The organism is Cyanobacteria bacterium GSL.Bin1 (assembly GCA_009909085.1).
In the GTDB taxonomy this organism is placed as follows: domain Bacteria; phylum Cyanobacteriota; class Cyanobacteriia; order Cyanobacteriales; family Rubidibacteraceae; genus Halothece.
The window spans coordinates 14,701-39,655 of record JAAANX010000044.1; the positions used below are offsets into that span (position 1 = coordinate 14,701).

19 protein-coding genes are annotated in these 24,955 nt (G+C 43.2%); 10 read left to right on the plus strand and 9 right to left on the minus strand.

The window, feature by feature from the left end:
- The first annotated feature begins 293 nt into the window (after positions 1-293).
- Genes GVY04_04285 through GVY04_04295 form a run of 3 tightly spaced genes read left to right on the plus strand, consistent with a single transcriptional unit; the run spans position 294 to position 9,432 of the window.
- Entirely contained in the window at positions 294-1,673 is a 1,380-nt protein-coding gene (locus GVY04_04285; protein ID NBD15372.1) for a serine/threonine protein kinase, read from the plus strand.
- On the plus strand, positions 1,673-3,745 hold the full coding sequence (locus GVY04_04290) for a lignostilbene-alpha,beta-dioxygenase (protein NBD15373.1): 2,073 nt from the start codon (positions 1,673-1,675) through the stop codon (positions 3,743-3,745). The genes GVY04_04285 and GVY04_04290 overlap by 1 nt, the downstream gene beginning before the upstream one ends.
- A gap of 20 nt (positions 3,746-3,765) precedes the next feature.
- The gene (locus GVY04_04295) at positions 3,766-9,432 is read left to right on the plus strand and encodes an AAA family ATPase (protein ID NBD15374.1); all 5,667 of its coding nucleotides are present in this window, start codon (positions 3,766-3,768) and stop codon (positions 9,430-9,432) included.
- Here GVY04_04295 and GVY04_04300 read toward each other — a convergent pair.
- The 5 genes from GVY04_04300 to GVY04_04320 all read right to left on the minus strand — a co-directional run bounded on the left by GVY04_04300 (position 9,423) and on the right by GVY04_04320 (position 15,137).
- Positions 9,423-9,944 carry a phosphoribosyltransferase gene (locus tag GVY04_04300; protein ID NBD15375.1) on the minus strand — a complete coding sequence of 174 codons (522 nt, stop codon included), beginning with the start codon at positions 9,942-9,944 and terminating at the stop codon, positions 9,423-9,425. The genes GVY04_04295 and GVY04_04300 overlap by 10 nt on opposite strands.
- Positions 9,945-10,041: 97 nt before the next feature.
- Positions 10,042-12,504 carry a phospholipid carrier-dependent glycosyltransferase gene (locus tag GVY04_04305; protein ID NBD15376.1) on the minus strand — a complete coding sequence of 821 codons (2,463 nt, stop codon included), beginning with the start codon at positions 12,502-12,504 and terminating at the stop codon, positions 10,042-10,044.
- A 34-nt stretch (positions 12,505-12,538) separates the two neighbouring features.
- Positions 12,539-12,997, minus strand: coding sequence for a hypothetical protein (locus GVY04_04310; protein NBD15377.1), 459 nt, complete (start codon positions 12,995-12,997; stop codon positions 12,539-12,541).
- A gap of 2 nt (positions 12,998-12,999) precedes the next feature.
- Positions 13,000-13,281 (minus strand): hypothetical protein, encoded by a 282-nt coding sequence (locus GVY04_04315; protein NBD15378.1) that lies wholly within the window; start codon positions 13,279-13,281, stop codon positions 13,000-13,002.
- Positions 13,282-13,397: 116 nt separating this feature from the next.
- Complete coding sequence (locus tag GVY04_04320; GenBank protein NBD15379.1) at positions 13,398-15,137, minus strand: ATP-binding cassette domain-containing protein; 1,740 nt, start codon at positions 15,135-15,137, stop codon at positions 13,398-13,400.
- A gap of 180 nt (positions 15,138-15,317) precedes the next feature.
- Here GVY04_04320 and GVY04_04325 point away from each other — a divergent pair, with 180 nt between their 5' ends.
- Positions 15,318-16,133, plus strand: coding sequence for an alpha/beta fold hydrolase (locus GVY04_04325; protein NBD15380.1), 816 nt, complete (start codon positions 15,318-15,320; stop codon positions 16,131-16,133).
- Positions 16,134-16,256: 123 nt separating this feature from the next.
- Positions 16,257-17,954: a DUF2156 domain-containing protein gene (locus GVY04_04330; protein NBD15381.1), complete on the plus strand. Its 1,698-nt coding sequence runs from the start codon at positions 16,257-16,259 to the stop codon at positions 17,952-17,954.
- An 84-nt stretch (positions 17,955-18,038) separates the two neighbouring features.
- Here the strand turns inward: GVY04_04330 and psbC are convergent, their stop codons facing one another.
- Positions 18,039-19,421 carry a photosystem II 44 kDa subunit reaction center protein gene (gene psbC / locus GVY04_04335; protein NBD15382.1) on the minus strand — a complete coding sequence of 461 codons (1,383 nt, stop codon included), beginning with the start codon at positions 19,419-19,421 and terminating at the stop codon, positions 18,039-18,041.
- Positions 19,405-20,466: a photosystem II D2 protein (photosystem q(a) protein) gene (gene psbD / locus GVY04_04340; GenBank protein ID NBD15383.1), complete on the minus strand. Its 1,062-nt coding sequence runs from the start codon at positions 20,464-20,466 to the stop codon at positions 19,405-19,407. The genes psbC and psbD overlap by 17 nt, the downstream gene beginning before the upstream one ends.
- Positions 20,467-20,720: 254 nt before the next feature.
- Between psbD and GVY04_04345 the strand changes: the two genes are divergently transcribed.
- The 4 genes from GVY04_04345 to GVY04_04360 are packed head-to-tail and all read left to right on the plus strand — an operon-like array spanning position 20,721 to position 23,178.
- Entirely contained in the window at positions 20,721-21,059 is a 339-nt protein-coding gene (locus GVY04_04345) for a YtxH domain-containing protein (protein ID NBD15384.1), read from the plus strand.
- Positions 21,056-21,460, plus strand: a complete 405-nt coding sequence (locus GVY04_04350) for a hypothetical protein (protein ID NBD15385.1) — start codon at positions 21,056-21,058, stop codon at positions 21,458-21,460. The genes GVY04_04345 and GVY04_04350 overlap by 4 nt, the downstream gene beginning before the upstream one ends.
- 6 nt (positions 21,461-21,466) lie before the next feature.
- On the plus strand, positions 21,467-22,945 hold the full coding sequence (cobQ, locus tag GVY04_04355) for a cobyric acid synthase CobQ (GenBank protein NBD15386.1): 1,479 nt from the start codon (positions 21,467-21,469) through the stop codon (positions 22,943-22,945).
- Entirely contained in the window at positions 22,942-23,178 is a 237-nt protein-coding gene (locus GVY04_04360) for a 2Fe-2S iron-sulfur cluster binding domain-containing protein (protein NBD15387.1), read from the plus strand. The genes cobQ and GVY04_04360 overlap by 4 nt, the downstream gene beginning before the upstream one ends.
- A gap of 104 nt (positions 23,179-23,282) precedes the next feature.
- Here GVY04_04360 and GVY04_04365 read toward each other — a convergent pair whose 3' ends face one another.
- Positions 23,283-23,762 (minus strand): hypothetical protein, encoded by a 480-nt coding sequence (locus GVY04_04365; protein NBD15388.1) that lies wholly within the window; start codon positions 23,760-23,762, stop codon positions 23,283-23,285.
- A gap of 87 nt (positions 23,763-23,849) precedes the next feature.
- Between GVY04_04365 and GVY04_04370 the strand changes: the two genes are divergently transcribed.
- Positions 23,850-24,314 carry a hypothetical protein gene (locus GVY04_04370; protein ID NBD15389.1) on the plus strand — a complete coding sequence of 155 codons (465 nt, stop codon included), beginning with the start codon at positions 23,850-23,852 and terminating at the stop codon, positions 24,312-24,314.
- Positions 24,315-24,442: 128 nt separating this feature from the next.
- Here the strand turns inward: GVY04_04370 and sixA are convergent, their stop codons facing one another.
- Positions 24,443-24,952 (minus strand): phosphohistidine phosphatase SixA, encoded by a 510-nt coding sequence (gene sixA / locus GVY04_04375; protein ID NBD15390.1) that lies wholly within the window; start codon positions 24,950-24,952, stop codon positions 24,443-24,445.
- Between the last annotated feature and the right edge of the window lie 3 nt (positions 24,953-24,955).

Consider the following 24,955-nt stretch of genomic DNA (forward strand, 5'->3'; position numbering starts at 1 on the left):
AATTTCACGTCTCTCTTTATTTTTGGCTATGGTCAGTCAATTTTTCTCTTACTAAATCGATTTTTAATAGTGATTTTCTAAACAATAAATTGTTGTCTTTGCATACATAAAGATACGTTATTGGTTTTGATCTAGATTCAAACCGTCTTGAGCTCCCTATTCAATAATAGTCTCTTCAAGAGATGAAAATCACTAAAAATGTTGTTGATGATTATCATTAAGCCCACCGTCTTGAAGGTGCCAACGTAGTAGTGGGCTCCAAAAAATACTGAAATAACTCAGACCAGTAAATAATGTCTCTTGTCGGTTCTCAAGCATTCAATGCCCTCATCGAAAAGTTAAACCATCACCTTGTAGACAATCACCAGGACTGTCTTAGCGCCACAGAAATTTTAATTTTGCAAGGAATTTTGCAAGATCAAACTTATAATCAAATTGCAGAAGAATGTGCCTACAGTACAGTTTACTTTAGTAATGTCGTCGCCCCTAAGTTGTGGCGACGATTAAGTACCCTCCTGGGCAAGCGTGTCACAAAAAAAAATAGTCGTGTTTTGCTTGAGTTATATTGGGCCAATCATTCTCAAGCCCAAACACAGCCTACCTCTTCTTCATCACCATTCTGGCTTTCTCCCACTTCACAATCATTTTCTTATCCCAGTGGAGCCATTCCGCTCGGCTCTCAATTTTATATTCAACGTCGGTCTATCGAAGAAAAAATCTATCGAGGAATTGAGCAACCGGGAGCTTTGCTACGGATTAAAGCCCCTCAAGAAATGGGCAAAACTTCCCTGTTATTAAGAATTTTAGAATATGGAACAAGCTTAGGATATTACACGGTTAACCTTGACCTTCAGCAAGCCGATCAAGAAATATTGACCAATGTCAATCGGTTTCTGCGTTGGGTCTGTGCTAATCTGACCTATCAGCTCAACCTAGAAGCAAAATTGGATGAATACTGGGACGAAGACATTGGTAGCAGTGTCAGTTGTACACTCTATTTGCATTCCATTTTAGAACAACTGGATCAGCCACTGATCCTCGCCTTTGACGAAGTCAATCAAATCTTTGAGTATCCCAAAATTGCCAAAAGTTTTTTACCCCTTCTGCGCTCCTGGTATGAAGAAACAAAAGAGGTTTCAATTTGGCGCAAACTGCGTCTGGTGGTGATTCACTCCACTGAAATTTATGTACCGTTGCAATTAAACCAGTCTCCTTTTAGTAATGTTGGTTTACCCCTCGAATTACCAAACTTTAGTAGTGAGGAGGTACAGGAATTAGCCAAACGCTACAGTTTGACTTGGGGAAAATCTGAAGTCAACCAATTAATGTCAGTGATTGATGGACATCCGGCTCTTGTTCATCTGACCCTCTATTATCTCAGTCACAAAGAGATCACCCTCAATCAACTGATTAAAGATGTGCCCACGTTAAGTGGGATCTATGCCGCTCACTTACGTCGTCACCAAGTCAGTTTGCAAGAACAGCCAGAGTTAGCTCAGGCTTGTTTGAGCATTATGAGTGCTCAAGAACCGGTTTCTATCGAGCCAACTCTCGCGTACAAACTTTACAGTATGGGGTTAATTAACTTAAACGGCGATCGCGCTTTTCCTAGAATTCCTCTTTATCAGCAATATTTTCAGCAACAGTTCCAACATTATGATCAAAAAGAATAATGTATCAGTCCAATTGTGAATCTACTGCCCATCCCCATTACTCTGTTCTCCTTCCGTCCTCGATTCTGAGTGCGAGTCGTTGTGAGTTCAGTGATTTAACCCTGCAGATTGAAGGTAACCTTCCCAAAGACCTGCAGGGTCATTTTTTTATGGTAGCCCCAGTGGGATCAGTGAATTCAGGTGGACTGCCTTATCCTAGCGGCAACTCTCTTCTCAATGGAGACGGCATGATTTACCGTCTCGATTTTAATCCACCCGGTCAAGTTCAGGTGACAACGAAGCTAGTCACACCACCGGATTATTACGCGGATTTAGCCACGCGACCCGGCAGTGAGTACGCTAAGTTTGGCTTTCATAATCGGGGAATTACGCGCTTTTCTAAGACTTTAGGGCTCAGGAATCAACTGAATACAGCGTTTTTACCAATGCCTTTTTCTCCTGATGCCCCACAGCGTCTGCTGGTCACCTATGATGCCGGTCGCCCTTATGAAATTGATCCCAACACCCTAGAAACGGTTACTCCGGTGGGGGCTAATGCCGAGTGGGAACCCGAAATTGAGGGGATTCACTATCCGTTTCAACCTTTTCTCAGTACGGCTCATCCGGTTTTTGATGCTCATACGGGGAAAATGTTTACGGTGAACTATGGTCGCTCGGTTCGCAACTTCCTATACACTATTCCTTTAATCAATGAAGTTCAAGAACTCCCCCAAGAATTAGAAGAGTGGATTGATGCCATCGCAGGATTTGTCAATGGCGAGTTAACCCGAGATCTATTGCATCGGTTTTCTCATCTCTTTCGACAAGTTACAGATGAAATTTCTCAAATCATAGAAGACATTTCAGGAATCGAGTTAGATAATTTCGTTTACTTACTGCGTTGGGATGGACAAGGGAATTTAGAACGCTGGAAAGTGGTTTTACCCGATGGTTCACCCATTAAAATTAAACAAACCATCCATCAAATTGGCATGAGTCAAGACTATATTGTTTTGATGGATACCGCTTTTGTCACGGGCATCGAGCAAGTCCTCAATAATCCTTTGCCTAACCATAAAAATTTGGAGGCAATGCTGAGAGAGATCTCAGGCAGAGCAGCCAACCCCGATTCCGTGATTTACATTATTCGCCGTCGCGATTTAGAACAAAGTCAGTTGCCAGCGCTCGGGGGAACGGAAGTGAAAGTGACCGCTCAACAACTGACGATTCCGATGGAAGCTGCTCATTTCTTAATGGATTATGACAACCCCAATGGACACATTACACTTCATTTCTCCCATATTTGTGCTTGGGATGTTGCAGAGTGGATTCACAAATTTGATCGATCAGCTTATGGGACACATCCTTTTCTACCGGAACAAGTGCAAGGAATGGAAACGAATCCCATGGATATTAGTCGTTTCGGTCGTTATGTCATTGACGCCGAACCAGCGGAGTTATTGCAATCGCAGATCATTTACGAAACCCCCTACACTTGGGGCACGGGGTTATATGCTTATTTAGACCGTCTCCCATCTGGTTTGCCCCCATCGCGTTTAGATCATATTTACTGGTCTTCTTTGGGACTTTGGCCAGAACTAATGACGAAATATACGGTCCAACTCTACGAAGATTATAAATACCGAGCAATTCCCCTTGCTGATTTGCTTGATCTCGCCAAGGAGAGAATCCCCTCTTGTTTATTACATGTTGACACGACAGTCATGAAAATTGCTGATGTGTATCAAGCACCGGTTGGAACCATTCTTAATTCCCCACAATTTATTCCTCGTCAAGGTGCAGAGGGCAATTTGACGGATGGTTATTTAATGTGTACGGCTTTTTTTGAAAATCGCAATGAATTCTGGCTCTTTGATGCACGAAATCTCCGTCAGGGACCCATTTGTCAGTTATCTCATCCTGACCTAAACTTTGGTTTTACTTTACATACGACTTGGTTACCAACCATTGGACCGCGAGAGGCAAACTATAAGATTCCTGCTGTTGCAGATTATAACTCCCTGCTGAGTCAACGCTCTAATCCTCAAATTAAGGAGTTGTTTGACCAACATGTTTATCCCCATTTTCCTTAGTCAAAACTTCAGAGTCAACCATGATCTCAGGTTATACCATTACCGAAACGATTACAGAGCGCTCAAAAACGATTATTAAGCGGGCGATTAGAAATAGCGACGGTCAAGCTGTAATTATCAAACGCCTGAAGTCAGAAACCCCCGACATAATTGATATCAAGCGCCTCCAGAACGAATATGAAATTAGTAGCAGTCTAGATTGTCCGGGTATTGTTAAAGCCTATCGCCTCGAAGCCGATGGCAACAGCTTTGCTCTCATTTTGGAAGACTTTGGCGGTCAATCGCTCTCGGAGTACCTTTCTCAGCAGACCCTTTCCCTGGAAGACTTTTTTACCATTGGGGCAAGTTTAGCTGAAACCTTAAGCCACCTGCACGCCATTCCGATTATTCACAAAGATATTAAACCCAGTAACATTATCATTCATCCGGAAACGCAGGACGTTAAACTGACTGACTTTAACATTGCGATTCGCCTGCCATTTGAATATCCAACGCTGCAAAACCCGAATGTGATTGAAGGAACATTTGCTTATATGTCTCCGGAACAGACAGGAAGGATGAATCGGTATCTTGACCATCGGAGTGACTTGTATTCTTTGGGAGTCACCTTTTATGAAATGCTCACCGGACAACTCCCCTTTACCAGTACCGAACCTCTGGCTTTAATTCATAGCCATCTTGCTGAGCCTCCCATTCCCCCTCACAAGCTTTGTTCAACCGTTCCTGTCAGCGTTTCCAATCTGACTTTAAAACTGCTCGAAAAAAGAGCAGAAGATGGATATCAAACAGCAGCGGGTTTAAAGTTTGATTTAGACTATTGTGCCCAACAATATCACCAGAAACAGACCATTGAGCCGTTTCCCTTAGCGCAGCGCGATCGCGCCCCTTACTTGATTTTGCCACAACACATTTACGGTCGCGATCTCGAGGTTCAAACCTTATGCAATCGCTTTCAACAAGTTTGTCAAGGAAACACCGCTTTTGTTTTGATTTCTGGTTATCCGGGAATTGGTAAAACCTCGCTTGTTAAAGAACTGTATAAGCCGCTAGTTAAAGCGCGAGGCTATTTTATTAGTGGTAAATTTGACCACTTGCAACGCAATATTCCTTATGCTGCAATTGGTGATGCTTTACGAGATTTAACACGACAGTTACTCACCGAATCCCCACCCCAATTACAGGAGTGGCAGCTCAAAATACAAAGTGCTCTCGGCAAGAACGGTCAAATTCTTGTTGAGCTGATTCCGGAATTAGAATTACTCATTGGTAAGCAAGCAACAGTGCCCTCCCTTTCAGGAAAAGCTGCCAAAAATCGGTTTGATCAAGTATTTAACCAATTTCTACAAGTTTTTTGTCAAGCTGATCATCCTTTAGTGATGTTTCTTGATGATTTACAGTGGGCAGATTTAGCTTCTCTAGAATTAATTCAGAATTTACTCCATGAACAAACAAACCAATATTTCTTTTTAATTGGAGCGTATCGTCATAATGAAGTTGATGATACCCATCCCCTAAGCAAGATTCGGGATCAAATCAATAGGCTAGCCATACTAAGTGATGAGATTACGATTCAGCCATTAACAATTGAGAATGTTACTGAGTTTATTCAAGATACCTTAAAACAAAAGGCTAGCTTAGAAGCGATTCAAGAACTGAGTGATATTATTCATCAAAAAACTCAAGGTAATCCCTTTTTTATTAATCAACTCTTGAAAGCATTAGATGAGACAAAAATCATTAATTATGATGTACAGAATGACAATTGGTTTTGGAATTTAGATGATATTCATAGTATCGGTCTGACTGATGGTAATCTGGTTGACCTCTTAATTGAAAATATCCAGCGATTACCTGTAAAGACTCAACAACTGCTCCAACTCGCTGCTTGTATTGGCAATTATTTTTCCTTACAACTTTTAGCAGTCATTAATCAACAATCTTCCCCTCTGACTAACCAACAATTATGGCCAGCCTTAGAAGCAGGTTTAATTTTATTACACTCAGATATTAACGCTGAAGTTTTGGAGTATAAATTCCTTCATGATCGGGTTCAGCAAGCGGCTTATGCTTTAATTCCACAAGCTAAAAAAACAGCAATTCATTTTAAAATTGGTGAGTTTCTCCAAACAGAACTGAAGTGCAAACAGACAGAAAAAAATATTTTCATTTTAGCCAATCAGTTAAATTTAGCTCAAGACTTAATCACTTCACGCTCTCAAAAAAATCAACTCGTCAAACTTAATTTAAGAGCAGGAAAAAAAGCTAAAATAGCAACTGCTCATCGCTTAGCTGCTAATTATTTAAAAATTAGTCAAAAATTCTTACCCCAAGATAGTTGGAGCACTCAATATGACTTAACTTATCAAATTTATTTAGAACGAGCAGGAATAGAGTATCTTAACACTAATTTCACTGAAGTCTTTCAATTATGTGAACAAAGCAAAAAAAGATGTAAAAAAAAGATAGATTATATCAATTTTTTAAAGATTGAAATCCAGGTTAATCTTGCACAAGGGAATATCAATAATGCTATCAATACAGGTCTTGATGCCTTAGAAATTTTGGAAATTTCTCTGATCGAGTCTCTTCCTCAATTAGAAATTGATCAGTTATTGGCATTGGGTGAAATGACTAATCCATGTGCTTTATGTGCCATGGAAATTCTCAATTTAATTATGCCGCCTGCTTGTTATAGTGAAAGTGATTTAGCATTGCCCATTATTTATACAATGCTTGATCTTTCTATACAATATGGTAATTCTTTACCAGGAATTTTTGGCTATGTGAGTTATGGAACTCTCATCGGATGGCTCAACTTAGATATTGACTCTGCTTATCAATTATGTCAGTTAAGTTTAAAGCTCTTAGAGGAGTTCGATGGGAAAACAATATTAGCACCAATCAAAATTTCTGTTTACGTTAATACATTTTGCAAAAAAAGACATATTAAAGAAACCCTGAATCCTCTGTTTAATGCAATATCAGAAGCTTTAGAGGTAGGAGATTTAGAATATGCTTGTCATAATGCTAATTTTTATTGTACGCACTTATTTTTAGCCGGATATCCTTTACGAGAAGTTCATGAAAAACAAAAACAGTATATTGAATTTATCGCTAAATATGAACAAGAACACCAGCTTGCCTTGATCAAAACTGCGAGTCAAGCGGTTGCAAATTTATTAGACAATTCTCAATTCAAAGTATATTTAAATGGTTCTTTCCTTAACGAAACAGAAACAATTCCTTATTTATTGAATCATAAAAATCGAATTGTTCTTTTCAATATCTATTACTTAAAAGCACTCCTCTGCTACTTATTTAAACGCTACTCTCAGGCAATTGAAAATTGTCGCCAAGCTGTAATGTATGCTGGCTTTATTAAAGCGGAAGTTATCTTTACTGAACATAATTTTTGTTATTCTCTCGCTCTTCTGGGTCAACATAGAGATAGCAGCATGGAAGTTCATGAAGACTTGCAAGAAGTGAATAAAAACCAAGAACTTATGAAGATTTGGGCGTATCATGCACCGATGAATTTTCAATATCGCTATGACCTCGTTGAGGCAGAAAAAGCCAGAGTTTTGGGAGATACTTTAAAGGCAATGGAACTTTATGATCATGCGATTGCTGGCGCAAAGGAGAATGGTTATATTCAACACGTTGCTTTGGCAAACGAATTGGCAGGAGAATTTTATCTCGCCTTCGGTCGAGAAATTATTGCTCAAACTTATCTTGCGGAAGCATACTATGCTTATCGGCGTTGGGGCGCAGCAGCAAAAGTGAAACACTTAGAATCGGAATATCCTCAATTCCGTTTAGCTGAAATTCTACCTTTACCCAAAATTAAACAATTTACTGCTCTTGATTCGAGTACGAGTAGCAATCCCCAAGATCTTGATTTAATGAGCATTATCAAATCGTCACAAACCCTTGCTGCAGAAATTATTTTAGAGCAATTGTTAGGTAAGTTAATTCAAATTGTTGTCGAGAATGCAGGGGCCCAATGGGGATATTTGATTTTAGAGAAAGAAGGTCAACTCTTGATCGAAGCGCAATGTCATCGAACAGAAATTACTGTTTCTCAATCGATCGCGGTGATTAATAGTAAACAGCTACCTCTCTCAATTATTAACTATGTCGCTAGAACTCAAGACTCTGTTATCCTCGATGACGCCACGACTGAAGACCTATTTAACCAAGATCCCTACCTGCAACAACATCAGTGTCGTTCCATCTTATGTACCCCCCTCCTCAATCAAGGAGAACTCCTCGGTCTCATTTACCTGGAAAATAATTTAACCACCGAAGCCTTTACCCCTAACCGGTTAGAGGTCATTCAAATTCTCTCAGCGCAAGCCGCCATTTCTCTCAAGAATGCCCTCCTTTACCAAGAAATGGAAACCCTCAACATGGATTTAAAGCAAGCTCAAGAGGCGTTAGCGCACTCCAATCGTAATTTGGAACAAAAAGTTCAATCACGGACACAAAGCCTCAGTGAAGCCCTCGACCTCCTTAAAGCAACACAAGCTGAACTCCGGTTTGAAAACCGTCTCCTGAAAAGTGAAGCCGACTTTTCTGAGTACCAGTATCAAGTGGGGGGGAGTTTACCGATGGATGCACCGACTTATGTGGTGCGTTCGGCCGATCGCTATCTCTATCAAGCCTTAAAACAAGGAGAGTTCTGTTATGTGCTCAATCCTCGACAGATGGGAAAATCCAGCTTAATGATTCAGATGATGCACCATCTGCGCAAAGAAGGATTTTGTTGTGCGTCTATCGATTTAACTCGCATTGGCAGTGATGAGGTGACACCTAGCCAGTGGTACAAAGGGTTAGCCGTGGAGTTATGGAAGAATTTTGGGCTGCTGCGGACGGTGAATTTGAAAAGCTGGTGGAATGAACAAACCGATCTCTCACCCGTGCAACGGTTTAGCGAGTTTCTGGAGGAGGTGATTTTACCTCATGTGGGGGTGAAAAACGACAACTCAGAGAAAAATATTGTCATCTTTATTGATGAAATTGATTGTGTGCTGAGTCTAGACTTTTCAGTCAATGACTTTTTTGCCCTGATTCGCGCCTGCTACAATCAGCGCAGTTTCAAACCAGAGTATCAACGCTTAACGTTTGTCTTATTAGGGGTCGCCACCCCTTCCGATTTAATTACCGACTACCAAAGAACCCCGTTTAATATTGGTCAAGAAATTTCTCTGAAAGGGTTCAAACAACATGAAGCGCAGCCGTTGTTACAGGGGTTAAGCCAAAAAGTCGATCACCCACAAACGCTGTTGCGAGAGGTATTGTCTTGGACGAACGGACAACCTTTTTTGACCCAGAAAATTTGTCGCTTGATTCGTCAGAGTTCGGAGGCGATTCCCCCGCAGGAGGAAGCAGAGTGGGTGAAAAATTTAGTGGAGACAAAGATAATTCAGAATTGGGAGACGCAGGATGAACCAGAACATCTCCGAACAGTGCGCGATCGCGTTTTCCATTCCTCAGTTCCGACCTCGCAACTCCTCAGGTTGTATCAACAAATTTTAGAGGCAGGAAGGGTTCCCAGGACGGATATGCCCGAAGAACAAGTCTTATTAATCTCAGGGTTAGTGGAAAAAGAAGAAGGCCATCTCAAGGTGAAAAATCGCATCTATCAGGCAATTTTTAATTCAGATTGGGTACAGCGCTATTTATAATCGGTAGATGATCGGGTGAGTAAATCCTGAACGCTCATTTGTTCGTAACGTTCAAATGGCTGATGAATCCAAGGGTTGTCGGGGAGATAGTGAACATAGTAGTCAGGAATAATCACGGAACAATCTTTGCGCCACAAAACAGCACTCCGTAGTTCCTCAATCTCTGCTGCATAATGTTGTTTTAGCCAATCCATCGTCACTTTCAGACTCACTCCTGAATCCACTAAATCATCCACCACTAATACTTGATTACCCAACTGCGGTGTGGTCATTGCCAGATGTTGCGAGAGTTTAATTTCTCCTCGGATTTGATTTTTTTCCCCACCATAAGACGAAGTAGACATAATCGCTAGGGGTTGGTTAAAGAGTCGGGAAAAGATATCGCCAACCCGCAACCCCCCCTTGGCAATACAAACAATTTGGTTAAACTGCCAACCTGACTGGTCAATCTGAATCGCCAGTTGTTCAATGGTTTGATAATATTCTGACCAAGAAACATAGAGATCGGACATTGATTTGATGATTGATGATTTGTTGTTTGTTTACCCTGTCCCCTTGTCTCCCCCTCACCCCCGATCAATATTATCGTGAAAATTGACCAATTTGATATTAAGTCAACTTCTGATAGGCTTTGATCAGATTGCCTTGCATGAGGGCAGCAACCCCATCGAGCGTGTGCAGAATGTCAAGATTGGGATTAAGCTTTAAAGCAGTGGCAAGGGCTGTTTCCGCAGCGTTCGGTTGCCAGCTATACAGATAGACAAAGGCAAGATAGGCGTAAGCATAAGGGTTTTGCGAGTCAAGTTGCGTAATTTGTTGAAACTGCGCGATCGCGCCCTCTGCATCTCGTTGCAGCACTTCGGCAAGGGCTAGAGGATAAAGCCAGTCTAACCGTTGTCCCTTCTGTTGCAGGCGGTATTTCAGTGCAATTTCCGTTTGTGCTAAATAGTCTTGAATGGGATCATATTGATTAATCCGTCCGGTTTGGGCAAAAATCTCTTCTAAGGCGGTTTCTCCGAGAGGAAGAGTGATAGCTGCTTTGCGCAGTTGAGTGACTAAGTCTAATTCTGGTGCCGATGGCGCAGTGGCATTAGCATCAACCGTGACTGAGATGGCGGGTGTCTCTAGCGGGTAAGTTTTTCCTGTTTCTCGGTTTAAATATCTCGCGCGGAGGGTATAGTTGCCTGGCTTCGTTTCAGGCGGAATTAACATCGCTGTATTTTCTCTGACTTGAAATCCCCCTTTTTCTTCTAAATTTCTCGCTAAACGTCCCATGGCAATACCATGATCATGCAACCAAAGATTCCCCTCTCCTTCCCAGGTTAAGAGGACAATGCCAGGTTGTAGTTCTTCCCAACGCCCTTCCCAGGTATAATTGACTGGAATGGGACCCCCCGAGGGAATAGTCTCGGGAACCTCGACCGCGGTTAATTGCACCTTGGAAGAAATATTTTGAATTGGCGTAACAGCAACCGTTTGCTTGTTCTGTTGATACAGTTTGAGAACGCTTTCATCGGGTAATTGCCACGTTTCTTTTAAGCGAAAATCTTCACCGGTTTCGATGCGTTCAGTAATTAATTTTTGTGCTGACGGAATTGATCCTTGTTCTCCGGTTTTTGTAAGAAACCAAGGCAGCGATCGCGCATCTTGTTCAATGTTACTTTCCTCCACTCCCACTTGCCGACCATACACCTGAAAATTGGCTTGTGCGCCATAAAAGGAAAAGTTATGTTGATTAATACTTGGGGTTGAAGGTAACACCCCTAATGTACTTCTTAAATAAAGATTAGTTTCAACAATTTCTGCAATTACTTCTTGATGCGGATAATTTTTTCCTACCTCAGGATAATGCTGCACTCTTGGACTCAGGTATTGAGTTATCCATTGTCCACCCAAAGGAAATAAGTTTAAAATCATTAGGATTAATCCTAATCCCAAACTGCCCATCATCAGAGAAGAACGCCATTTGCGATCCACTAAAAAAAGTCCTTGGGCAATGATTAAGGATACAACAGGTAAGAGCGGTAAGATATAACGAGCATCTTTATTCAAATTCAGAGAACTCAGCACGTAACCCCCAATCAAAAAAATCCCTAACCAACGAATTGTTTGGATTTGCTTTTCTTGCCAACGATTTTGTCGGATCAACCATGATATTCCATAGATTAAAAAACAAACCAGCGGAATAATCAAGAGTGGCCAAGATAATAAATAAGGTAAAACTTTGCCATAATAAACCCAAGCATCAAGAGTATTTAATGCCGGATCGCCTTCCGCGATCGCTGAGTCAACGGTTGCTCGTTTACCAGAGGTTAAAATCAGTAACCAATTGGTTCGATACCAAGGAAAAAAAATCAAGAAAGCAGTCAAAAACCCAAGGAAAAATTGACTTAAATTTTGCCATTTTCTCTGCCGCAATGTTACCAGTAATAACCAGACAATTGGGAAGAAGAGAAACAACACAACTGTTTGCTTAATCATTAACCCGATGCCCAGGGCAAACCCTACTAAAATAGCCCATAACCAACTCTGAAAACGAGGTCTTCTGACATCACAGGCTGCTTGTTTCCATAGGGTTAAACTCAAAAAGCCAAAGCTTACTATTGCCGTTACCGGATAATCAAGAACAAATTCGGTGCGATAGCGGTATAAACCAGGCAAAACTTGACAAAATGCAGCAGCCAGTAAGCCCACTTTGGGATTGAATAATTGTGTGCCTAAGCCATAAACGGAAACCAGTAAAAGAGCACTAAAAAGACTTAGAATTAATGTTGCTGCATCCGCATTCGTGCCAAAAATTTCAAGAAAAGGCACCGTTACAATATAAGTTCCAGGGGGAATTTTAGAAGAGAGAAGCCACAGCTGTTCCCACCAATTGGAATCGAACCATTGGGGCGTTTGCAAGGCATACCAATAGTTCATCACCCCATTTAAATAATCGGCTTGATCCCAAGCGGGAACCCCCTGATCCAGGCAAAACCAAAAGCGATCAATGAGAAAACCGCTTAGCCAAATCAACAGCAGAAGCAAGGGAAACGACTTTTGATGAAGACTCAATTTTCGCTGGTGCATTACTTCAAGACTTCCCTTGATTTGAAAATATTAGCTATTCTTTCTTTGCAAATAGCTTGTAACCACCAATACCACCTAAAGCACCTAATGCAATGTTGACTAATTTTTCCGGCAATTCCCTGTCTCCAGTAAAACCAGAATAAATAAATCCTGCTATCACAAGTAGCACACCAGCAATGATAATCAATCGGTTAGTCGTTTCCTTACTTTGATTAAGATTATAATCATGCTCTTCCTTAGCCCGAGAAAAATTATAAATTCTTTCTTCTGCTTGATCAGCAAGTTCAATTAACTCTTGCGGTGAATTTTGAGCAAGAGTTTCTAGAGTTGAAGGATTTAATCTAACATCAATTGATTTTTGTGATGATTCTGAGGCAGAAATTGCTGGCTCAAATGTATCAAGAGTCAAATCAGTTTCATCAATGTCATTATCGTTTTGACTAATTTGTTCTTGATTTACGTTTTCTGATTTGCTACCTTCTTCGCTACTCATGCTTACTTGCACATAGTTTCATGAAATCGACTCAGGGCAGTACCAACTCGAATCCCAGCATAGATTGCTTTTTGATTTGTTCCAGCTTCTTTTGGTATCACAATATAAGACACAGCTTCTCCCCGTTGTGTCCAATCAGGATAGATTGCCCACTTGGATTTTGGACTTTTTAAAAAAGCAATATCTCTTTTGAATTTACGTTGTTGGTCAAGTGTTGCATTAGTCGGCAACACGTATCGAAAGGGTTTTTGCTTCCCTTTATTTCGATCAGTGGAAGTAACCATAATCTTTTTCAAGCCCTGATATAGAGATCAAAACTCTATTTGTAAAATACCATATTCTATAACCATGAGCAGATCAGTATTATCTATTATTTTTACTCTTCTCTATAGGCTACAGATTATTTCAAGACTTCTTCTAGTTGATGTTGTTTCCACAGCGCTTGGTATAAGCCCTCTGTTTCTAACAATTCTTCATGAGTTCCGCTTTGGACAATTTGCCCTTGATCCATCACCAGTAAGCGATCCGCTTTGGCAGCAGCAGACAGTTGATGGGTAATAAAAATCACTGTTTTTCCTTCCACACCAGCGGATAAATTACTGAGAATTTCTGTTGCCGTGCGATTATCGACACTGGAAAGGGCATCATCTAAAATCAATACCGGTGCATCTACTAGCAATGCCCTCGCCAGCGAGGTGCGCTGACGTTGTCCACCGGAAAGGGTAATCCCGCGTTCGCCAACAATCGTCTCATACTTCCTCGGGAAATTCAGAATTTCTGGATGAATTTGGGAGTCTTTAGCGGATGTTTCAATTAAGGAGGAATCGGCATAGGGATCGCCATAAGCAATATTATTGCCAACCGTGGTGCTGAATAAAAAGCTATCTTGAGGGACATACGCGATCGCGCGACGCAAATCCGCTAACCGAATTTTGGTAATATCATAGCCATCTAAGAAAACCTGCCCTTCTTCAACTGCCAACAAACGAGGCAGAATATTGGCAAGCGTAGATTTTCCGGCGCCAATTGAACCCACAATAGCCACGACTTCTCCTGGTTCAATCGTAAAGTTGATTCCTCGCAATGCCCACTGTTGGGATCCCGGATAGCTGTATCTTAAGTCTTTTGCTTCGAGATGTCCCCTTACCGTCTCTACGGGAAGCGAAATTGAGTCTGATGTGTCTTGAATCTGGGGTTCTGATTCAAAAATCGCTTGCACTCGATCAACACTGACCGCGCCTCGTTGATAAGCGGTAATCGTAAAGCCCAACAGCGCAATCGGAAAGACCAGACGCTGGGCATAAATAATTAACGCGACAAAATCACCATTGCTGATTGTATTCCCAATTAAGCCCCGAGAACCAATGCCCAATAAAAGCAGTAAACTCAGGGCAGCTAATGCCTCAATGACAGGAAATAAAATATTCCGCGTTCGTGCCAACCTTAAATTAGACCGGAGAAGAGTTTCATTTTTCGTCGCAAACGCTTGTCGTTCGTTTTCTTCCTGGGCATAAATCTTAATTAAAGACATCCCACTCATGTCTTCTTGAATCAACTGACTGAGATCAGATAAGTTTTCTTGGACCTCCTGCTGTTGCCGACCGAGATTGCGACTAAAAAGTTGTACAGCCACTAAAATGAAGGGATAGGGCGCGATCGCGAGTAAAGTTAGCTTGACATCAATCGACAACATAAACGGCAGCGTAATTCCATAGGCAAATACGGTATTGACCAAACTCAACACTGCAAACCCAACGAGGCGGCGGACATTATCCACATCACTGGTTGCGCGATTAATCAAGTCTCCGGAGGTATTTAAAGCAAAGTAAGCGGGTTCTAACCGCAGTAAATGCTCAAAAATCCGTTGTTTGAGGTCATATTCGACCTTACGACCCACCCCAAAAATTAAAACGCGCGAAAGCAGCCGAATGCCCAACATGACTGAAGCAAGCAAGACAATCGCCACCACATAGTACCAGAAGCGATTATTGTCAAAAGATTGATCAACGCTATCGCGAATTAACAGGGGAATCGCCGCGCTTAATAAATTAACGACCAGCAGCGCCCCAATGCCCATCAGCATTCGTTTCCGGTGGGGACGCAAGTAAGAAATGAGTTTTCGCAAACGTGACTGTGCCATGTTATACAATTTAACAAATTTTGCCTTTGCCTTATTCCATCTCTAGAAAGGAGATTTCATCTGATCGCTAAGGCGTGGGGGCTGCTTCCTGACTTTGACCATTGTTCAAGTTCCCTCAATCCAGCTCTAAGATTGAAGTGAAATAATACCAGTGATTTTTGTTCAGAAGCTGTTATCGCTATGTCAACAGATCTGTTAGATGGTCAACCGATGCAATGGCGACGAGGGATCTCATTTCAAGTGTGTCATTCTCTAGGGAAAGCTCCCCCTCTCATCTTCCTTCACGGCGGATTAGGAAATCGCTACAATTGGCGATCACAGTATGAGTTTGCAGTTAGTCAAGGCTGGGAAACCCTGGCCTATGATTTAGCCGGACATGGCCAATCTCAACCCTATTCCCGTTATTCCATTGGGCGACACTGTCGAGATTTAACTCGATTACTAGCTCGCTTGCAGATTGAAAAGCCAGTTTTGTGCTGCCATAGCTATGGCGTACCAATTGGTCTGGAATGGGCGAGACAGCATTCCGTGCAAGGTTTAATTTTAATTGCGGGGGGGACCCATGAACTCGCCCCTTGGTGGGAAATTCCCCTGATGAAACTACTCAAGTGGGGAGGACGCCACTTTTATCATTTACCTCCCTTACAATGGCTAACCCAAAAGGTGTCAACTTCGTCTCGCCATGCCAAAATTGATCAGTTCTTTGCTGAAAGTCCTGTCCCCACAGAACGACATCCCTATCAAGCACTAGAGATTTTTTGGAATTATAATTTCTTTTCCCATCGCCAAACGAAAGCAAAATTTAAAGATCTGCCGGTTCTGGTGATGAGTGGGGGACAAGATCCCATGTTTACAGAGGACATGGGGCGGGAATTAGCCGGTCATTTTCCTCAAGGACAACATCTTCATTTTCAACAGATGGGTCACTTAATGATGGCTGAAGCCCCTAATGCAATTAATCGCGCGATCGCGCAATTTTTAAATCGTCTTGAATGATCACAAAATTGCTTTCATACTTCCGATTCCAATCAAGGTGTTTGACTCAATCTAGCTCGCCATCATGATGGAATACTTCCTTTGCTTTAGGATGTCTGAAGAACAAGTATACTTTGATATGAAATGAGTCAACACTTCAAATCCACTTTCAGTCAACGATCACGCCGTAGCCAAATCAGCTTATGGATTGCTGCTTTACTGACAGCAACTGTGGGTGTAATCAACTTACTTTCGGCAGCAACACCTGGCTTATCGGCACGAGTGGAATGGTTGCAACAAATTTTCCCCTTTGAAGTGCGTGCCGGGGCCCATATCTTTGCTGCCATGACTGGCTTTCTGTTACTCGCGCTAGCAACGAATCTATTGCGACGGAAGCGAGTTGCTTGGTTGCTTATGGTTGGGTTATTACTGGTCTCCATCACCAGTCATTTAATTAAAGGGCTGGACTGGGAAGAAGGGTTATTATCTGGTCTTTTACTCATCCAATTGCTGCTCATGCGAGACACGTTTACAGCTCGCTCAGATCGGCCCTCAATCGCCCAAGGGGTGAGAGTTTTAATTGGGGCAGCCTTGTTTACCCTGGCTTATGGAACGATTGGCTTTCTCCTCATGGATCGCCACTATTCTGTTCAATTTGATTTGCCGGGCGCGATCGCGCAAACTTTGGCGATGTTTTTCACTCTGGATAATGCCGGTTTAGAAGCAACAACGCGCTTTGGACAGTTCTTTGCCTATTCCATTTATGTGATTGGTGCTGGCACCCTAATGACCGCTCTAGTGATGCTATTTCGCCCTGTGTTGATGAAAACGGTTGCGACGAGTGCAGAACGGGAACACGCCAGAGCAATTGTCCAAGCCTATGGTCATACTTCGCTGGCAAATTTTACCCTTTTAAGCGATAAACAGTATTATTTCAGTCCGTCTGGGGAAAGTGTCATTGCTTATGTTCCCAAGGGACGAGGCGCGATCGCCCTTGGTGATCCTATTGGTCCCATCGCGGATCGGCGGCAAACCATCCAAGGCTTTCAACGCTTTTGTAAACGCAATGACTGGTATCCCAGTTTCTATCAAACCCTTCCTGATGACTTGCCACTCTATCGAGAATTAGGTTTCAAAGCCGTTCAAATTGGACAAGAAGCGATTGTTGACCTGAAGTCCTTTACTCTTGAGGGCAAAGCGGGCAAGAATTTACGAACGGCAATGAACAAGTTTACAAAAGCCGGGTATAAAGTGACCTTTCACCAACCGCCAATTGCTGATGAGTTGCTGGAGAAACTACAGGGAATTAGCGATGAATGGTTAAGGATGATGCAGGGATCAGAGAAACAGTTTTCGGTAGGGTGGTTTGACAAGGAATATTTACAAGGATGTGAAATTGCCACAGTGATTAATCGGGAAGGAGAGGTCACTGCCTTTGCTAATCTTGTGCCGGAATACCAAAAGAATGATGCCACCATTGACTTAATGCGCCGGCGACAAGATGCAGAACATGGCACCATGGATTTCCTCTTTATTTCTCTTTTCCAGCGTTGCAAAGCCCAAGGCTACGATGGATTTAATTTAGGATTATCCGCTTTATCGGGAATCGGAAAAGCGCCAAAATCCCCTCGACTCCAACAAGCACTCCGTTATCTCTACAAACACCTCAATCGCTTTTATAATTTCCAAGGCTTACATACCTATAAAGACAAGTTCCGTCCCCGTTGGGAACCCCGTTACCTGGTTTATCCTAGTTTAGCGGCCTTACCAGAAGTGATTGTTGCGCTGATCCGGGCTGATTCCGGTGATCGCCTACTTGATTATTTTCGACCCGGTGCTTAAATTATGGGGGGACACTTAAAAATCCCCTCTCTGTTACAGAAAGGGGATAGAAAAATTAGCTAGAAAGAGCCAACTGAGCTAAAACTAGTCTAAATCAGGCATGGATAGTACTGGCTCAGTTTCGCGGTTGAGACCTCTTTCAAAACCGGCTGCTGCAGCACGAGCACGACCCGCGTGCCATAAGTGACCGATTAAGAAGAAGAAGCCTAAGACAAAGTGAGAACCAGCTAACCATTGACGAAGGTTAACGTAGTTGAAGGAGTTGGGTTCGGTAATAATACCACCCACAGAGTTGATGGAACCGTTTGGTGCGTGAGTCATGTATTCAGCAGCACGACGAAGTTGCCAAGGCTGAATATCATTTCTGATTTTGTCCACATCAAGACCATTCGGTCCCCGTAACGGCTCTAACCAAGGACCACGGAAGTCCCAGAAGCGCATCGTTTCACCACCGAGAATAATCTCACCAGTGGGAGAACGCATTAAGTATTTACCCAGACCTGTTGGACCTTGAGAGGTGGCAATATTTGCCCCTAAGCGTTGGTCACGGGCTAAGAATAAGAAGGCTTGTGCTTGAGACGCTTCAGCGTTGGTCGGACCATAGAATTCACTGGGATAGGCAGTGTTGTTGAACCAAACCATTGCTGTGGCGACAAAGCCCATTAAGGAAAGCGCACCCAGGCTGTAGGAAAGGTAAGCTTCACCAGACCAGACAAAGGCGCGGCGAACCCAGCCAAAGGGCTTGGTGAGAATATGCCAGACACCGCCAGCGATGCAAATTAAGCCAACCCAGATATGTCCGCCAATGATGTCTTCCATATTGTCCACACCAATGACCCAACCGTTACCCCCAAAGGGAGAGTCGATTAAGTAGCCAAAGATGGCGGCAGGGTTGAGGGTGGGATTATTGATGACACGGACATCGCCACCACCGGGTGCCCAAGTATCGTAGACACCGCCGAAAAAGACAGCTTTGAATACTAAGAGTAGTGCGCCAATTCCTAGAACCACGAGGTGGAACCCTAGGATAGTGGTCATTTTGTTTTTGTCTTTCCAGTCGTAACCGAAGAAGGAAGAATATTCTTCTAAGGTTTCAGGGCCCCGTACTGCGTGGTAAATCCCACCGAGACCCAGTACAGCGGAAGAAATTAAGTGGAGTACCCCAACAACGAAGTAGGGGAAGGTATCAACTACTTCTCCACCCGGACCAACGCCCCAACCCAGGGTAGCGAGGTGAGGGAGAAGGATTAAGCCCTGCTCGTACATGGGCTTTTCAGGGACAAAGTGACCCACTTCAAATAAAGTCATAGCGCCTGCCCAGAAGACAATGAGACCAGCGTGGGCAACATGAGCGCCAAGTAACTTTCCGGAAAGGTTGATTAAACGGGCGTTACCAGACCACCAGGCGTAACCGCTAGATTCTTGGTCACGACCTGTACCGACAAATGTATTAGAGAGCGTTACCACGGGGTAGTACCTCCTCTGGGAATTCAAACTGTTCGTGGGGTTGGTCATCCGGTGCCATCCAGGCGCGGAGACCTTCGTTTAATAAGATATTTTTCGTATAGAAGGTTTCAAACTCGGGATCTTCTGCGGCACGGATTTCTTGCGACACGAAGTCATAAGCCCGCAGGTTCAATCCTAAACCAACTACTCCGACTGATGCCATCCACAGTCCAGTGACGGGGACAAACAGCATGAAGAAGTGTAACCAACGTTTGTTAGAGAACGCAATCCCAAAAATCTGACTCCAGAACCGGTTCGCGGTTACCATCGAGTAGGTTTCTTCCGATTGCGTTGGCTCGAAGGCGCGGAAGGTGTTGTTGCTGTCGCCCCCTTCATCAAACAGGGTATTTTCTACGGTCGCGCCGTGAATTGCACACAGCAGCGCACCGCCTAAAATTCCGGCGACTCCCATCATGTGGAAGGGATTCAAGGTCCAGTTGTGGAATCCTTGGAAGAAGAGAATAAAGCGGAAGATGCCGGCGACCCCGAAGCTAGGAGCAAAGAACCAGCTCGATTGTCCGAGGGGATACATTAAGAAGACGCTGACAAATACCGCAATCGGACCGGAGAACGCGATCGCGTTGTAAGGACGAACGCCGACCAAGCGGGCAATTTCAAACTGACGGAGCATAAACCCAATCAGTCCGAAAGCACCGTGGAGGGCGACGAAACTCCAGAGTCCGCCGATTTGACACCAGCGGACAAAGTCCCAGTTGGCTTCGGGTCCCCACAAGAAGAGTAGGGAGTGTCCAAAAGCGTCTGCGGGGGTAGAGACGGCAACGGTTAAGAAGTTGCAGCCTTCTAAGTAAGAGCTGGCTAAACCGTGGGTGTACCAGGAAGTCACGAAGGTGGTTCCGGTGAGCCATCCCCCAATTGCCATGTAGGCACAAGGGAATAGCAGTAAACCCGACCAGCCAATAAAGACAAATCTGTCGCGCTTGAGCCAGTCATCGACGAGGTCGAAGACTCCTCTTTGTTGTTGGGCGCGTCCTACTGCAATAGTCATTGCTAATACTCCAATTTTCTATGGATATTGGTTTGCTATTTATGATTACTAGCTTGCCTTTAAGCAAACTTTGGGCAAATGTGTCAGAAAAGTTTACTTTTCTTTACTAAAACTATCATAATCTAACTTTTCTTAATTTTCCACTCTTCCTTAAAGAAGTTTTAAGTTTTGTTAAGTTGGTGCGCGATCGCGCACAGGAGCAGGGTAAAAATGTCAAACTGTTTGCTGTAGGGAACTTTGGTCACTGAACTCTTATGGCGAAGCGCGGGATTAGTGCTTTTATTGGCGGCATCGCTCTTGGTAGTGCGATCGGCGCAGTGGTCGGACTGCTGGTTGCTCCTCGTTCTGGACGGGAGACCAGACAGACCTTAAAAAAATCAGCACAAGCACTACCAGAAATGGCAGAAGATGTTTCTAGTAGTGTGCAGTGGCAAGCCACTCGTTTCTCAGAAAGCACCTTACATAGGTGGGATGGGACATTGAATCGTCTCAAAAGCGCGATCGCGGCAGGAATTGAAGCCAGTAGAATGGAAACAGCAACGGTTGAAGAACAGCCAGACGCTTCCTCCGATCAAAAATCAAGTACAGAATGACCACGACGCGTAAAACTTCACCCATCGAATATCCGAAACGAACCATTCAACGCGCTCAACGCGCCCTGCAGTGTTCGCCGTTTCGATTAAAACTATTTCAAGCGCTGCGATCGCGCAGTGTTCCCCTGAGCCAAATTGCTCATCAATCTGGCGTCGATAACCAATATAGCAGTGTCGTCCTCTCAGAATTAAAAGCTGAAAATGAACTGGCTTGGCTGATTCAGGTGGGCTTATTACGGCGTGAAGTGGACGGACAAGGAATTACCGATAGTTTTCGTCTCACCCCCTTAGGACGACAAATTGTTGCCATATGGGAACAGGAAACTGATGAGATTCCCTCTCCCTCTTGGCTAGAGAAACTGCACAATTTTACGATTCGTTCGTTTCGTTCCCCCTTTTAAGTTTTCATGAAACAAGCCTTGATGGTTGTGGGTGCCACCTCTCACGCCGGGAAATCACTCCTTTGTGCTGCTATTTGTCGCCTGTTAAGCCGTCAGGGTTGGCGAGTCAGTCCCTTCAAAGGACAAAACATGGCACTCAATGCTTATGTCACTAATGCCGGAGATGAGATTGGGTATGCCCAAGCGGTGCAAGCCTGGGCAGCAGGAATAGAACCGACCGTAGAAATGAACCCCATTCTCCTCAAACCGCAAGGGGATATGACCTCGCAAGTCATTCTCAACGGGAAAGCTGTGAGACGGACTCAAGCCCAACAATATTACGAGCAATACTTTGAGCGGGGTTGGGCTGCGATTAAAAGGGCACTGGCAGTATTAAGTGAAACGTACGACTATATTGTCTGTGAAGGGGCAGGAAGTCCTGCTGAAATTAATCTTATGCACCGCGACTTAACGAATATGCGCGTTGCGGAATATCTTAATGCTCCCACTTTACTCGTAGTCGATATCGAACGCGGAGGCTCTTTTGCCCATATCATTGGCACCTTAGAAATTTTAAAACACGCTAATGCCGGACACCATCTGGTGAAAGGCATCCTCATTAATAAGTTTCGCGGACAGCAATCGATCTTACAACCGGGGATTGAATGGGTGGAAACCTATACCGGTATTCCCGTTGTGGGTGTGATTCCTTATTTACAACAAGCGTTTCCCGCAGAAGACTCTCTAGATTTATTAGAACGTCGCGGACGGAAACGTAACACGGATCTCACCATTGCCATTATTCATCTGCCCAAAATTGCTAATTTCACAGATTTTGACCCGCTAGAGGCGGAAACTAGTGTTAACTTGCGTTATGTTCGTCCAGAAGAGGAATTAGGGAATCCCGATGCGGTGATTCTCCCAGGTTCTAAAACCACGATTACCGACTTACAAACCTTACAAGCAACTGGAATGGCAGCTGCACTGCAAGCCTACGCCAAAAAAGGAGGAATCATTTTCGGCATCTGCGGTGGTTTTCAAATGTTAGGAGAAACTTTAAGCGACCCGGATGGCTTAGAAGGGGAACCGGGGAACTACGAGGGGTTAGGCTTATTTCCTTTACAAACCATCATCACGGGTGAAAAACTGACCCGTCAGCGTACTGTACAAGCAATTTTTCCGGAAAGTAATACTCCGATTACTGGTTATGAAATTCATCAAGGGCGCACTCGTTTCACCACTGAGTCGGAAATATTAATGCCTTTGTTTAAGGATGCAGACTTAGGTTATGTCAATCCACAACAATCGGTTTGGGGTTGTTATTTACATGGACTCTTTGAAAATGGCACCTGGCGTAGACAATGGCTCAACCAATTACGACAGAGAAAAGGACTCTCTCCCCTAGAGACGAATGTTCCGCACCATCGCCAACAACGGGAGGAAGTTCTCGATGCTGTAACCGATATAATAGAAAACCATTTGGACTTAACCCCTTTATTAAAATGAGTGTACAGGTTCATTTTCTTCCCGACGATGTCATCATTGAAGCTGAACCCGGCGAACCAGTTTTACAGGTAGCCGAACGCGCTGGACTGTTTATTCCCACTGGTTGCATGATGGGATCTTGTCATGCTTGTGAAGTGGAATTAGAAGATGGAACGCCCTTTTGTGCTTGTATTAGCGCCATTCCCGAGGAGGAAAAATTCGTAATCAACTTAATTGATGATCCCATTTGGTAAAAAGTAGAGAAGGTCTGCATCATGGAAAACAAGCAGCACTCAAACTCTCTATGATTTAGTTTCTCGACAAAATAAGTCGCAGCAATTTACCTGATTCGCTATGCTTAGTTCAACGCCTTGATTATATAATCAATGTAGCTATTTATTTTTTGAGCAGCTTTCCCAGTTAAGCCATGATTACTCTTAACGTAACCTAGGGCTTTTACATACCATACGGGTGAATGATCCAAAGCGGTTAAGGATTCAGAAAAATCTATAAGAAGGTAATCATCAAGTAATTCTTTTCCACCACCGGCTAAAGACCATGCAAGAGACTTGAGTATCAGGCTTACCATTTCTAAGATTTCACCATATTTCTGTTTATACTGTTCAGTTTCTAGTCCTTGCTTTGCGCCTTGTGGTATCAAAAACTCATGAAAAATTAAATCACTAGCCTTTTTAGTAAGATCTTCAATATTTTCTGTAATCTGTCTTGCTGCATTCAGGCGATCAACTTTTTCTTGAAGTGTACTTACAACTTGATTTAGGTTATCCGAACCAATAGAGTTTTTTCTTCTTGTTTCTGATAAAAGGGTATTGACCACAGCGACTTCCTTATTAATTACCTGTCTATGTAAATCTATGATAACGTTTTGGAGGATGTTGGATTTTGATGAATAACAATAAAAAAAGTGGGCTTACTAGACAAATTCAACAAAGATCTGGATAGTGGTATTGAGGCTTTTTACTCAAAAGAGCTAGAGAGTTACAGAACAATGTTTAATAAAGTTCAGTCTCAAGCTCTAGAAAAGTGTAAAACAGGCGTGCCGTTTTGGAGAAGGTTACATTACGGAGCAGCTTCATCATCAATCATATCTTCTCTGGGGTCTTTGATCTTGACTTTTTCAGATCATCAGGGTTGGATTATTGCTTTATCTATAACTTCAGCTCTCTCAATAACAGTGATTATAGTTTTTAATCCTTCAAAACGCCAAGCCGAACTAAAACAGTTAAAACAATTATGTGAGTCGATAGATCAAGATTTCATTTTCACCGAACAAGACTTGAAGAAAAAACCAGATCTTTATAAGCAAGCCATTTTAACTCGTCTTGCAAATGAGATCAAAAACTTAAGTCAAAAAGTCAATAACTTCTGAGGTGACCGTAACTAGGGCAAACCAGGGCAATTACCGGGAGTTAGATAAAATTAGCCTGCACAAAGTTCTCTTCCTTTCTGCAAAGATGTCGATCAATTATTAAGTGATCGAGGTTTTATGGAGAATAACTATTTCAACAGCCATTTTGGAGACGTGAGTAAAAATAATTCGCTTTGTCCAAGTGGCGATTGATCGTCTGGACAGTTCAAACCAATCACGCCTGCTTTCTTCACCACGAGCTTTTGCTGCGTTTTTCCCCAGACTAATGATTCTGCCCAGTTGCCTAAGTCGGGTTGATGACCCACTAGCGCAAGGGTTCCCGAATGATGACTACCCTCAGTTTGCCAATGCTGCCACCACTGCACCCAATCTTTAATGTTTCCACCGGGGGCTAAAGGAGGAAAGGTTTCTAAGGTTTGTGTTAATCCCACATCACGCAAAATTTCTGCCGTTTGCATTGCCCGTACTAGGGGACTGGTTAAAATGAGGTCGAACGTCACGCCCACTGCTTGCATTTGTTGGGCAACTTTTTTGGTTTTCTTTTGTCCTTCTGCGGTTAAAGCGCGCGTTTCATCCGGTTGAGAGGGGGCGCGATCCACAGCGATTCCGTGGCGAATTAAATAAACTGTTTTGGACATAAT

Coding starts and splice junctions, on each gene's coding strand:
- GVY04_04285 (NBD15372.1), top strand. CDS start 294: ATGTCTCTTGTCGGTTCTCAAGCATTCAATGCCCTCATCGAAAAGTTA.
- GVY04_04290 (NBD15373.1), top strand. CDS start 1,673: ATGTATCAGTCCAATTGTGAATCTACTGCCCATCCCCATTACTCTGTT.
- GVY04_04295 (NBD15374.1), top strand. CDS start 3,766: ATGATCTCAGGTTATACCATTACCGAAACGATTACAGAGCGCTCAAAA.
- GVY04_04300 (NBD15375.1), bottom strand. CDS start 9,944: ATGTCCGATCTCTATGTTTCTTGGTCAGAATATTATCAAACCATTGAA.
- GVY04_04305 (NBD15376.1), bottom strand. CDS start 12,504: ATGCACCAGCGAAAATTGAGTCTTCATCAAAAGTCGTTTCCCTTGCTT.
- GVY04_04310 (NBD15377.1), bottom strand. CDS start 12,997: ATGAGTAGCGAAGAAGGTAGCAAATCAGAAAACGTAAATCAAGAACAA.
- GVY04_04315 (NBD15378.1), bottom strand. CDS start 13,281: ATGGTTACTTCCACTGATCGAAATAAAGGGAAGCAAAAACCCTTTCGA.
- GVY04_04320 (NBD15379.1), bottom strand. CDS start 15,137: ATGGCACAGTCACGTTTGCGAAAACTCATTTCTTACTTGCGTCCCCAC.
- GVY04_04325 (NBD15380.1), top strand. CDS start 15,318: ATGTCAACAGATCTGTTAGATGGTCAACCGATGCAATGGCGACGAGGG.
- GVY04_04330 (NBD15381.1), top strand. CDS start 16,257: ATGAGTCAACACTTCAAATCCACTTTCAGTCAACGATCACGCCGTAGC.
- psbD (NBD15383.1), bottom strand. CDS start 20,466: ATGACTATTGCAGTAGGACGCGCCCAACAACAAAGAGGAGTCTTCGAC.
- GVY04_04345 (NBD15384.1), top strand. CDS start 20,721: ATGGCGAAGCGCGGGATTAGTGCTTTTATTGGCGGCATCGCTCTTGGT.
- GVY04_04350 (NBD15385.1), top strand. CDS start 21,056: ATGACCACGACGCGTAAAACTTCACCCATCGAATATCCGAAACGAACC.
- cobQ (NBD15386.1), top strand. CDS start 21,467: ATGAAACAAGCCTTGATGGTTGTGGGTGCCACCTCTCACGCCGGGAAA.
- GVY04_04360 (NBD15387.1), top strand. CDS start 22,942: ATGAGTGTACAGGTTCATTTTCTTCCCGACGATGTCATCATTGAAGCT.
- sixA (NBD15390.1), bottom strand. CDS start 24,952: ATGTCCAAAACAGTTTATTTAATTCGCCACGGAATCGCTGTGGATCGC.